This window comes from Methylobacterium brachiatum (assembly GCF_900113845.1).
Taxonomy (GTDB): domain Bacteria; phylum Pseudomonadota; class Alphaproteobacteria; order Rhizobiales; family Beijerinckiaceae; genus Methylobacterium; species Methylobacterium brachiatum.
Window position 1 is genome coordinate 87,899 of the sequence record NZ_FOQW01000007.1, and the last position, 10,975, is coordinate 98,873.

9 protein-coding genes are annotated in these 10,975 nt (G+C 69.9%); 3 read left to right on the forward strand and 6 right to left on the reverse strand.

The window, feature by feature from the left end:
* The first annotated feature begins 365 nt into the window (after positions 1-365).
* Positions 366-1,052: a class I SAM-dependent methyltransferase gene (locus BMZ47_RS10295; RefSeq protein ID WP_091861572.1), complete on the forward strand. Its 687-nt coding sequence runs from the start codon at positions 366-368 to the stop codon at positions 1,050-1,052.
* A 50-nt stretch (positions 1,053-1,102) separates the two neighbouring features.
* On the forward strand, positions 1,103-1,714 hold the full coding sequence (locus BMZ47_RS10300; protein WP_091861575.1) for a hypothetical protein: 612 nt from the start codon (positions 1,103-1,105) through the stop codon (positions 1,712-1,714).
* Positions 1,715-1,863: 149 nt separating this feature from the next.
* On the opposite strand, the gene BMZ47_RS10305 is transcribed toward BMZ47_RS10300, so the two are convergent.
* A complete protein-coding gene (locus BMZ47_RS10305; protein ID WP_091861578.1) occupies positions 1,864-3,555 on the reverse strand; it encodes an aminotransferase class III-fold pyridoxal phosphate-dependent enzyme in 1,692 nt (563 codons plus the stop codon).
* 32 nt (positions 3,556-3,587) lie between these two features.
* On the opposite strand from BMZ47_RS10305, the gene asd reads away from it, so the two are divergent.
* Positions 3,588-4,487: an archaetidylserine decarboxylase gene (asd, locus tag BMZ47_RS10310; RefSeq protein ID WP_091861581.1), complete on the forward strand. Its 900-nt coding sequence runs from the start codon at positions 3,588-3,590 to the stop codon at positions 4,485-4,487.
* Between the two features lie 6 nt (positions 4,488-4,493).
* On the opposite strand, the gene gyrB is transcribed toward asd, so the two are convergent.
* From gyrB to BMZ47_RS10335, 5 genes are all read right to left on the reverse strand, one after another.
* Complete coding sequence (gene gyrB / locus BMZ47_RS10315; RefSeq protein WP_007563907.1) at positions 4,494-6,938, reverse strand: DNA topoisomerase (ATP-hydrolyzing) subunit B; 2,445 nt, start codon at positions 6,936-6,938, stop codon at positions 4,494-4,496.
* Between the two features lie 179 nt (positions 6,939-7,117).
* Positions 7,118-8,080, reverse strand: coding sequence for an aldo/keto reductase (locus tag BMZ47_RS10320; RefSeq protein WP_091861584.1), 963 nt, complete (start codon positions 8,078-8,080; stop codon positions 7,118-7,120).
* 4 nt (positions 8,081-8,084) lie between these two features.
* A complete protein-coding gene (locus BMZ47_RS10325) occupies positions 8,085-8,729 on the reverse strand; it encodes an MBL fold metallo-hydrolase (RefSeq protein ID WP_007563903.1) in 645 nt (214 codons plus the stop codon).
* Positions 8,730-8,816: 87 nt separating this feature from the next.
* A complete protein-coding gene (locus BMZ47_RS10330) occupies positions 8,817-9,206 on the reverse strand; it encodes a hypothetical protein (RefSeq protein WP_091861587.1) in 390 nt (129 codons plus the stop codon).
* 62 nt (positions 9,207-9,268) lie between these two features.
* On the reverse strand, positions 9,269-10,936 hold the full coding sequence (locus BMZ47_RS10335) for an alpha-amylase family protein (RefSeq protein ID WP_091861590.1): 1,668 nt from the start codon (positions 10,934-10,936) through the stop codon (positions 9,269-9,271).
* Between the last annotated feature and the right edge of the window lie 39 nt (positions 10,937-10,975).

Consider the following 10,975-nt stretch of genomic DNA (forward strand, 5'->3'; position numbering starts at 1 on the left):
ACAATCATAGTTTTGCCGGCGGAAAGATCGCCGCGGAGAAACGGTGTGGGGCCGATGACGTTCCGCTTAGCTTTGCGCCTCCGGCGCCGCCGTTTCGTCTGATCGCGCCCGCACGATGTCTGTGATGTCATCGGCGGATCGACCGCGTTCAGCCAGCCGATGCGGCCGCTCCGATGTGTTTCCCGCCCGCGGATCGGCGCCGCCGGAACCGGCGTCACGACCCAGCCGTGCGGCGGTGCCCGAACCCAGCGTGATCCCGGTCCGGGCCTGAGCCCGGTCACCCCCTGAATCCCGGATCCCTCGGCCCGCGATGCGGCCGGCGGCCGGGTGCCTCAGCCTGACAGACAGCGAGAGACAGGACCCTCATGGCCCTCGGAACGCAGAGCACCGGTTCACCGCGGGCGGCGACGCTCGGCCCCGACCTCGATCGCGACGGCGTCGCCAAGGCCTATGGCCGCTGGGCGCCGGTCTACGATCTCGTGTTCGGCCCGGTCTTCGCCCAGGGCCGGACCCTGGCGGCGGCCGCGGCCGAGCGGATCGGCGGGCGCGTCCTCGAGGTCGGCGTCGGCACGGGCCTGTCCCTGCCGGCCTACCGGCGGGCGGCCAGCATCGTCGGGATCGATATCTCGGCGCCGATGCTGGAGAAGGCGCGCAGCCGCGTCGCCCGGCTGGCCCTGCGCAACGTCGAGCGCCTCGCCGTCATGGATGCCGAGCATCTCGATTTCGGCGACGCCTCCTTCGACGTCGTGGTCGCCCAGTATGTCGTGACCGCGGTGCCGAATCCCGAGGCCGCCCTCGACGAGTTCGCCCGGGTCCTGCGCCCCGGCGGCGAGATCGTCATCACCACGCGGATCGGCGCCGAGGGCGGCCTGCGCCGCCTGGTCGAGCACACGCTCATGCCGATCACGAGCCGCCTGGGATGGCGGACCGAGTTTTCCTGGGAGCGCTACGCCGCCTGGGCGGCGACCGCCCCGGTGGAGGTCGTCGAGCGCCGCGCCCTGCCGCCGCTCGGCCATTTCTCCCTGATCCGCCTGCGCAAGCGCGACGCCTGATCGCGCCCGCCTTCTACCAGCCCACCCACGATCGAACGGAGACGTACGGCATGGCGAGCTTTATCGAGGCGTTGCGCATCCAGCGCTGGGATGACCACCGCTACTATCACCACAACCGGATCAACCAGAGCTTGCACATGGTCAGTGCCGTGAGCTTCCTGGTGGCCTACGCGCTGGCCTTCAAGGATCCCGCGACGGCGGCGCTGGTCGGATGGCTGGTGGCGATGACCAGCCGGCAGGCCGGCCACCTGTTCTTCGAGCCCAAGGGCTACGACCACGTCAACAACGCGACGCACGAGCACAAGGAAGAGATCAAGGTCGGCTACAATCTCCAGCGCAAGATCGTGCTGCTGGCGATCTGGGCGCTGTCGCCGCTGCCGCTCTACTTCGATCCGAGCCTGTTCGGCCTGCTCGAGCCGCACCAGACGACCGCCGACCTGATCCGCAACGTCGGCTGGATCTGGCTGTGGCTGGCCGGCGCGGGCCTGCTGTTCCGCACCGTGCAGCTGTTCTTCGTCCGCGACGTGCAGACCGGCCTGGTCTGGGCGACCAAGATCCTCACGGACCCGTTCCACGACATCAAGCTCTACCACAAGGCGCCGCTGGCCCTGCTCCACGGCGAGCTCAACGAAGAGCACGAGCCGCACGAGCGCGGCGCCTGAGACCTTCGGCATCGCCGGGACCGGGGGAGCCCCCGGCTCGGCGATGCCGGACATGTCCCGGTTCCAGAAGGTCCTCGACCTTGTGCGGATGCAGGGCAGAGCCCGGCGACGGCACCGCCGAAGGGCCCTGAGCCCTCCGAAAACCCCGATCAGGCCCGGTCGGGCGCCCGGAGGCCGAGACGGGCGCCCAGCTTGCCGAGCCGGACCGCCGCGACCTCGCGCAGGATCGCCCGGCGGATCGCCTTGTCGGTCGGGGCGCCGCCCTCCCACCAGCCATCGGCCCGCATGGCATTCGCCGCCGCCACGAAGCGGGCGGCGACCGCCTCGAACGCCGCGTCGTCGTAGGCGAGGCTGAAGATCATCCGGCCGGTCCCGACCCAGGACAGGGCCAGCCCCTCGGCACGCAGGTAGAATTGCAGCATCCAGTTGTAGCGCGACGGCCGCGTGTAGAGGACCGTCCAGACCGTGGACATGTTCGCCACCCGTACCGGCAGCTCGGCCTCCGCCAGCAGGGCGTTGAGCCGCGCGGCCCGGGCGTCCCAGGTGGCGTCGAGGTCGCGGTACAGGGCGGCGACCTCCGGCGTCTCGAGCCGGTCGAGGAACGCGCTCATGGCACCCATCACGTAGGGATGCGCGTTGAAGGTGCCGCGGGCGAAGCAGATGTCCACCGGGCGGTCGTCCCGGAAGCGCCGCATCAGGTCGGACCGGCCGCACAGCACGCCGACCGGCAGGCCGCCGCCCAGGGTCTTGCCGTAGGTCACCAGGTCGGCGCGGACGTCGAAATACGCTTGCGCACCGCCCTGGGCGAGGCGGAAGCCGAGGAACACCTCGTCGAGGATCAGCACGATGCCGTTCGCCGTGCAGACCGCGCGCAGCGCCTTCAGCCATGTCGTGTAGGCGGCGCGATCAAAGGACGCCTTGCGGCCGCTGTCGACCAGCGCCGAATCGGACGGCGCACCGGCGTTCGGGTGCATCGCCTGGAGCGGATTGACCAGCACGCAGGCGACGTCCCGCCGGCTGGCCAGGACCTTCAGCGTCCGGTCGGACATGTCGGCCAGGGTGAGCGTATCGCGCGTCGGAACCGGGTTGCCGATGCCCGGCTGCACCTCGCCCCACCAGCCGTGATAGGCGCCGCAGAACCGCACGATCCGGCGCCGGCCGGTATGGTAGCGGGCGAGCCGCACCGCCTGCATCACCGCCTCGGTGCCCGACATGTGGAACGAGACCTCGTCGAGGCCCGACAGCACCTTGAGCCGCGCGACGTTGCCGGTGACCACCGGGTGCAGCGGCCCCAGCACGGGCCCGAGGGCGGCGACCTTGGCGGCCCCCGCCTCCAGGCAGGCGCGGTAGAAATCGACGCCGAACAGGTTGACCCCGTAGGACCCAGCCAGGTCGTAGAAGACGTTGCCATCGAGATCCGTGACGGTCACGCCCTCCGACGCGGCCGCGAAGGCCCCGGCGCCGAGATGCGCGCGCACGTGCCCGGCATACTGGAACGGTACCCGGTACAGGCCGGTGAACTGAAGGTCCGAGAGCCCGTCGCGCACCGCGTCGGTCTCGGCCCGGGTGCGGGCGAACCGCGTGCGGTAGAGTTCGGCCAGCCGGGCGAAGCCGTTCTCCCGGCGCAGCGCCACCGTCTCGTCCGGATCGTCGGAGCGGAAGAAGGCGCGCTCGGAATAGGCGTAGTGCGGGATCAGCCCCGCCACCCGCCGGGCCATCCGGGCGTGCCCGGTCAGGGACGGATGCTTGGCCCGGGACAAGTGAAGGCGCTGCGCGGCCTTCGGCAAAGCGATCACCGCGGCTGCGGCTGTGGCGGACAGGGTGGCGAGGAGTGCGGACATCGCCCCACGCCGTATCGGAGGCGGTTCACGGCATGATGACGGTTTCGGCGGGATCGTGGCTGCGGCGCGCCCTGGCGCAGGTCGGCGCCCAGGAGGATCTGAATTTTTTGCTGACCAACCGGCTGCCGCGACGGTTGGCGACGAGGTTCATGGGCTGGTTCAGCCGGATCGAGCAGCCGCTGGTGCGCGACGTCTCGATCGCGACCTGGCGCCTGTTCTGCGACGTCGACCTCAGCGACGCCGCCGAGACCCGATTCCCGAGCCTCCACGCCGCCTTCGTGCGCGCGCTGCGCCCCAGTGCCCGACCGATCGCCCGGGATCCAACCGTCCTGGTCAGCCCCAGCGACGCGATCCTGGGTGCGCATGGCCGGATCGAGGCGGGCCGGCTGCTCCAGATCAAGGGCCTGTCCTACAGCCTGGCCGACCTGCTCGGGGGCGATGCGGATCTTGCCCGCGCCCATGAGGGCGGCGCCTACGCGACCCTGCGGCTGACCGCCGGGATGTATCACCGCTTCCACGCGCCCCACGACCTCCGGGTCGAATCGGTCCGCCATATCTGGGGGGATACCTGGAACGTGAACCCGATCGCGCTGAAGCGCGTCGAGGCCCTGTTCTGCCGCAACGAGCGGGCCGTACTGCGCCTTCGGATCGCCGGCCACGCCGTGACCCTGGTGCCAGTGGCGGCGATCCTGGTGGCCGGCCTGCGCCTCGGCTTCCTGCCGGAGGGCGTCGCCCTGCGCCGCACCGCCGGCCGGCCCCTGCCCTGCACCGCCCGCCTGGAGAAGGGCGCGGAGATGGGCTGGTTCGAGCACGGCTCGACCATCGTGGTCCTGGCCCCGCCCGGCCTCACCCTGATGCCGGATCTGCAGGAGGGAACCCGCCTGCGCATGGGCGAGCCGCTGATGCGGCTGCCCGAGCGGGGCGCGTCGTAGCGGGCGCTACACGTCCAGGTTGGCGACGCTGAGCGCGTTGTCCTGGATGAACTCGCGCCGCGGCTCGACCACGTCGCCCATCAGCTTGACGAACAGGTCGTCGGCGTCGGTCGTGTCCTTGACCTTCACCTGCAGCAGCGAGCGCACCTCGCGGTCCAGCGTCGTCTCCCAGAGCTGCTGCGCGGTCATCTCGCCCAGGCCCTTGTAGCGCTGAAGCTGAAGCCCCTTTCGGCCGAAGGCCATCACCGCCTCGAACAGGGCGACGGGCCCGTGCAGCACGGTCTCGTCGGTCTTACGCATCAGCGTGGCGGGCTCGCCGTAGATCTCGCGGAACGCATCGGCGCGCTCGGACAGGCGCCGGGCCTCCTGGGACGAGATCAGGCTGGCATCCAGGGTGGCGACCTGCTTAACGCCGCGGAGCGTCCGGGTGAGGCGATAGCCGCCCTCGTGGGATTCGCCCTGCCAGCCCTGCTCGATCTCGTCGGCGATCAGGTCGAGGCGGCGCGCGGTCATGTCGGCCAGCACCTCGGCCTCGCCGGGCCGCGTGGCCGCCTCGGCGTCGAATGCCCCGGCGAGCACGGCCTGCTCGACCACGGAGCGGTCGTAGCGGGTGTGCAGGCCCTGGAGCACGTTGCGGAAGCCGCGCGCCTCCTCGACCAGGCTCTTGAGCTGCGGGCCGGTGAACTCGGCGCCGGTCGAGAGCCGCAGGATCGCCCCGTCGGTGCCCTGATCGATCAGGTAATCCTCGAGGGCGCGCTCGTCCTTGAGGTAGATCGCCTTGCGCCCGCGCTCGGCTTTGTAGAGCGGCGGCTGGGCAATGTAGAGGTGGCCGCGGTCGATCAGCTCCGGCATCTGGCGGAAGAAGAACGTCAGCAGCAGGGTGCGGATGTGCGAGCCGTCCACGTCGGCATCGGTCATGATGATGATGCGGTGGTAGCGCAGCTTCTCCGGGTTGAAGCCCTCGCGGTCCGTGGACGAGCGGCCGATCCCGGCGCCGAGCGCCGTGATCAGCGTGCCGATCTCCACCGAGGACAGCATCCGGTCGGCGCGCACGCGCTCGACGTTGAGGATCTTGCCGCGCAGCGGCAGCACCGCCTGGAACGCCCGGTCGCGGCCCTGCTTGGCCGAGCCGCCGGCCGAGTCGCCCTCGACCAGCAGGATCTCGCATTTCGACGGGTCGCGCTCCTGGCAGTCGGCGAGCTTGCCGGGCAGCGAGGCGATGTCCAGCGCCCCCTTGCGGGTCACGGTCTCGCGGGCCTTGCGGGCGGCCTCGCGGGCGGAGGCCGCCAGCACGACCTTGCCCATCACCGAGCGGGCCTGCTGCGGATTCTCCTCGAGCCAGGTGGACAGGCCCTCGTTGAGGACGTTCTCCACGGCGGGACGGACCTCGGACGAGACCAGCTTGTCCTTGGTCTGCGACGAGAATTTCGGATCCGGCACCTGCACCGAGATGACCGCGGTCAGGCCCTCGCGGCAATCCTCGCCGGTGAGCGAGACCTTCTCGCGCTTCGAGACGCCCGACGAATCGGCGTAGCCGGTGATCTGCCGCGTGAGCGCCGCCCGAAAGCCCGCCATATGCGTGCCGCCGTCGCGCTGCGGGATGTTGTTGGTGAACGGCAGGACCGTCTCGTTGAACGAGTCGTTCCACCAGAACGCGACCTCGACCCGGATGCCCTCACGCTCGGCGCGGACCACCACGGGGCTGGACATGCCCTCGATCGGCTTGCGCGAGCGGTCGAGGTAGCGGACGAAGGCCTCGATGCCGCCCTCGTAGTACAGCTCCTCGCGCTTGTGCTCGGCATGGCGCGCGTCGGTCAGCACGATGCGCACGCCGGAATTGAGGAAGGCGAGCTCGCGCAGCCGCTTCTCCAGCGTGCCGTAATCGAACTCGATCATCGTGAAGGTGTCGGTGGAGGGCAGGAAGGTCACCTCCGTGCCGCGCCGTCCGTTGCCGGGGCCCACGACCTTGAGCGGCGACACGGCATCGCCGTGGCGAAACTCCATGGCGTGCTCCATCTCGTTGCGCCAGATCCGGAGCTTCAGCCAGGACGAGAGCGCATTGACCACGGAGACGCCGACGCCGTGCAGGCCGCCGGAGACCTTGTAGGAATTCTGGTCGAACTTACCGCCCGCGTGCAGCTGGGTCATGATGACCTCGGCCGCCGAGACGCCCTCTTCCTTGTGGATGTCGGTCGGGATGCCGCGGCCGTTATCGGACACGGTGACCGAGCCGTCGGCGTTGAGCTGAACGGTGACGAGATCGGCATGGCCGGCCAGGGCCTCGTCGATGGCGTTGTCCACCACCTCGTAGACCATGTGGTGGAGGCCCGAGCCATCGTCGGTGTCGCCGATATACATGCCGGGGCGCTTGCGGACGGCGTCGAGGCCCTTCAGCACGCGGATCGATTCCGCGCCATACTCGGCGGGCTCGTTCGGGGGGATGTCGGCCATGAAATTCCTCGGGCAGGCGGACCAGTTCGCGACGGAGGGACTCGCGCCGTCGGGCGCCCACGCCTGCGCTCTCGCTTGGTCCGCCTGATATAGGGGTTCCGCGTTGAGATTGCACGATTTTACGGGCTCGCGCCGGACCCGTGCACCCGCTTTTCTGAGGCCCGGCGCTTAACGCCGCGTTAGCCCTGGATTCCGCCCGCGCTGGCCGCGTCCAAACGGGCGATCGCGTCCGCCGACAGGGTCAGCGCGGCGGCCCCGAGCAGGTCTTCGAGCTGCGCCACCGAGGTCGCGCTGGCGATCGGCGCGGTGATGCCCGGCCGGGCGATGATCCAGGCGAGCGCCACCTGGGCCTGGGTCGCGCCGTGGTCCCGGGCGGCCGAATCGAGGACGTCGAGCAGCGCCAGGCCGCGCGGGGTGAGGTACTTCGCGACCCGGTTCTCCCGGGCCCGTCCGGCCGCATCCTGGGCAGAGCGGTACTTGCCGGTGAGGAAGCCCGCGGCCAGGGAGAAATAGCCGATCACGCCGATCTCTTCCGCCCGGCACAGGGGGGCGAGCTCGGTCTCGAAACCGCGCTCGGCGAGGCTGTAATCCGGCTGGAGGCAATCGTAGCGGGGCAGGCCGGAGGCGGCCGAGACTTTCAGCGCTTCGGCGAGCCGCTGGGCGTCGTAGTTCGAGGCGCCGATCGCCCGGACCTTGCCGGCTGCGATCAGGCGCTCATAGGCCCGCAGCGTCTCTTCCAGGGGCACTTCGGCATCGTCGACATGCGACTGGTAGAGGTCGATCCGGTCGGTCTGGAGCCGCCGCAGGGAGGCCTCGCAGGCCGCCTCGATATGCCGGGCCGAGAGCCCCTTGCCGGCCTTGCCCATATCCATGCCGACCTTGGTGGCCAGCACGATCCTGTCCCGCGCGCCCGGCCGCGCCGCGAACCATTTTCCGATCACCGTTTCGGATTCGCCGCCCTGATGGCCGGGCGCCCAGCGGGAATAGACGTCGGCGGTGTCGACGAAGTCGAAGCCGCGCTCCACGAACCGGTCGAGGATCGCGAAGGAGGTGGCCTCATCCGCGGTCCAGCCGAAGACGTTGCCGCCGAGGCAGAAGGGCGCGACCCGGAGGTCGGAGCGGCCGATGCGGCGCTTGTCCATGCTGTCAGCCCTGAAGGAATGGGTTGGAGACGCGCTCTTCGCCGAGCGTCCCGGTCGGCCCGTGGCCGGGGATGAAGGCGATGTCGTCGCCGAGCGGCAGGACCTTCTCCTTGATCGCCCGGATCAGCTGCTCGTGGTTGCCGCCCGGCAGGTCGGTGCGGCCGACCGAGCCCTTGAACACGACGTCGCCCACCAGCGCGAAGCGCGCGTCCCGGCTCACGAACACGACGCTGCCCGGCGAGTGGCCCGGGCAATGGAGGATGTCGAAGCCGAGTTCGCCCACCGTCACGGCGTCGCCGTCGTCGAGCCAGCGATCGGGGGTCACGGCCCTGCCCTCGCCGATCCCGTAATTGGCCGCCGTCTCCGGCAGGGAATCGAGCAGGAACTTGTCGGCGAGGTGCGGCCCCTCGATCGGCACGCCGAGGCGCTCGCGCAGCTCGTCCGCGCCGGCGGCGTGGTCGACATGGCCGTGGGTCAGCAGGATCTTCTCCACCCGCACGCCCTGCTCCCGGATGGCGGCCTCAATCCGATCGAGGTCGCCCCCGGGATCGACGACCGCGCCGACCTTGGTGGCGTCGTCCCAGATCAGCGTGCAGTTCTGCTGGAAGGGCGTGACCGGGATGATCCCGGCGCGGGGCGTTCCTGGCATGGGGTTCCGCGAGTTGGCTGCGCCGCCGCCGGCGCTCTCGGTCCGGTTCTAGCGCAGAAGCGCCCGGGCGGCACCATCGTGGCTCGGTCAGGCCGATCCATCTTTCGGGCGGCGCAGGCTGTCGTGGAGCGCCAGCATCTCGGCCATTCCGAGGGATCGGCTGCTCCAGCGGGTCTCGGCGGTGTTCACTTTGGTGAACCGGTCGTGAGACCGGCCGCCATAGGCGCCGAAGATCGCGACACCGGCCTCGGTCGCGCCGTCCTCCGCGGGCGTCGCGGACGCGTCCGGCCGGTCGATCCGGTAGGAGGGCGCGGTCGCCTTGCCGGTGACGCCGATCCGCACCCAGGCATCGCCGTAATGCTTCTGGCACATCCGCATCGTCACCAGCACCTGCCGGAGATAGCCCTCGGCATCCTCGAGGTTGGGCAGGACGTCCGCGATCGTCGCGTCCGACGGGTAATGCTTCGACCGAACCATGTGCAACCTCGCTCCGGGGCGAGCCTTACCTCGCCGGCGGGGCCAGGGCGAGGCGCCGCCCGTCAGCCCGGCGTCCGCTTCAGGAGGGCGTCGAGCCCGCCGACCCGGAACCAGTGGTAGCCGTAGCCCTCGAGGAACAGGCAGTGCTTGCCGTCGGGGCCAACCTCGCTGCGCGACCCGGTCAGCACGTCGATCAGAATGTCGTGCTCCGGCTCGGCCGCGCCGGATTCGAGCGCGACCTCGACCGGTTCGGATGCGAGGTTGTGCACGCACAGGACGGCGTTGCCGCGCCACGTGTAGCGCAGGGCCAGGACCGAGTTCAGGCCGGTCGGGACCGCGGTCACGTCGCCCCAGCCGATCTCCGGCGCCTCCTTGCGCTGGCGGATCAGGCTCTGCATCCAGTTCAGCAGCGAGCCCGGGTCGTGCCGCTGGTCGGCGACGTTCACATGGGCGTAGCCGTAGGGGCCGTGATCGATCGGCGGCAGCACCGTGCGCTCGGCCTTGGTGAAGCCGCCCTGGTGCTCGGCGGTCCATTGCATCGGCGTGCGGGCGCAGTCGCGCTCCTTCAGGGCGAGGTCGTCGCCCATGCCGATCTCGTCGCCGTAGCGCAGCACCGGCGTCCCCGGTAGCGTGAACATCAGCGAGTAGGCGAGCCGGATCCGGCGCGGGTCGCCGGCCAGCATCGGGGCGAAACGGCGGCGGATGCCCCGGTCGTAGAGCTGCATCCGCTTCTCGGGGCCGAACTCCGCGAACACCGCCTCGCGCTGCTTCTCGGTGAGCCGGCCGAGGTCCAACTCGTCGTGGTTGCGCAGGAAGATGCCCCACTGGCACGAGAGCGGGCGCGGCTTGGTCCGCTCGATCGCCTTCACCAGCGGTCGCGCATCGTGCGCGGCCAGGGCGTAGAAGGTCGATTGGTTGACCTGGAAGTTGAACATCATGTGCATGCGGTCGGCGTCGTCGCCGAAATAGTCGAGATCCTGCTTCGGCAGGATGTTGGCCTCGGCCAGGATGATCGCGTCGCCCTTGCGCCATTGCAGGAACTCGCGGAAGTCGCGCAGCATGTCGAATTGCTCGCGCGGCTTGCCGCCGACATCGGCACCCTTCTCGGCGATGACGAACGGCACCGCATCCATGCGGAAGCCCGAGACGCCGAGCTCGATCCAGAAGCCCATGATCTTCAGGATCTCGGCCAGCACCTCGGGATTGGCGGTGTTGAGATCGGGCTGGAAGTCGAAGAACCGGTGGAAGTACCAGGCGCCGGCCTTCTCGTCGTAGGTCCAGGTCGTCTCCTGCACGCCCGGGAAGACCATGCCTTCATCGGTGGTGGCCGGCCGCTCCTTCGACCACACGTACCAGTCTCGGTAGGGCGAGTTCGGGTCCGAGCGGGCCGACTGGAACCAGCGGTGCTTGTCGGAGGTGTGGTTGACCACGAGGTCGATCAGCACCCGCAGGCCCCGCTGCTTGGCCGCGTGCGCGAAGGCGACGAAATCGCCGAGCGAGCCGTAATCGGGATCGACCCCGTAATAGTCCGAAATGTCGTAGCCGCCGTCGCGCTTGGGCGAGGGCTGGAACGGCATCAGCCAGATCGCGGTGGCACCCAATCCCTGGATGTAGTCGAGCCGCCGTTCCAGCCCGGCGAAGTCGCCGATGCCGTCGCCGTTGGCATCCATGAAGGTGCCGACCGACAGGCAGTAGATGACCGCGTTCTTGTACCAGAGATCGGTGATCATGCCGGTCCTCGTCTTTGCCGCGCACGACGAACGTCAAGC

What these genes read in the sequence shown, in the direction of transcription:
- BMZ47_RS10300 (WP_091861575.1), top strand. Translation starts at nt 1,103, where the DNA reads ATGGCGAGCTTTATCGAGGCGTTGCGCATCCAGCGCTGGGATGACCAC.
- gyrB (WP_007563907.1), bottom strand. Translation starts at nt 6,938, where the DNA reads ATGGCCGACATCCCCCCGAACGAGCCCGCCGAGTATGGCGCGGAATCG.
- BMZ47_RS10305 (WP_091861578.1), bottom strand. Translation starts at nt 3,555, where the DNA reads ATGTCCGCACTCCTCGCCACCCTGTCCGCCACAGCCGCAGCCGCGGTG.
- BMZ47_RS10335 (WP_091861590.1), bottom strand. Translation starts at nt 10,936, where the DNA reads ATGATCACCGATCTCTGGTACAAGAACGCGGTCATCTACTGCCTGTCG.
- BMZ47_RS10320 (WP_091861584.1), bottom strand. Translation starts at nt 8,080, where the DNA reads ATGGACAAGCGCCGCATCGGCCGCTCCGACCTCCGGGTCGCGCCCTTC.
- asd (WP_091861581.1), top strand. Translation starts at nt 3,588, where the DNA reads ATGATGACGGTTTCGGCGGGATCGTGGCTGCGGCGCGCCCTGGCGCAG.
- BMZ47_RS10330 (WP_091861587.1), bottom strand. Translation starts at nt 9,206, where the DNA reads ATGGTTCGGTCGAAGCATTACCCGTCGGACGCGACGATCGCGGACGTC.
- BMZ47_RS10295 (WP_091861572.1), top strand. Translation starts at nt 366, where the DNA reads ATGGCCCTCGGAACGCAGAGCACCGGTTCACCGCGGGCGGCGACGCTC.
- BMZ47_RS10325 (WP_007563903.1), bottom strand. Translation starts at nt 8,729, where the DNA reads ATGCCAGGAACGCCCCGCGCCGGGATCATCCCGGTCACGCCCTTCCAG.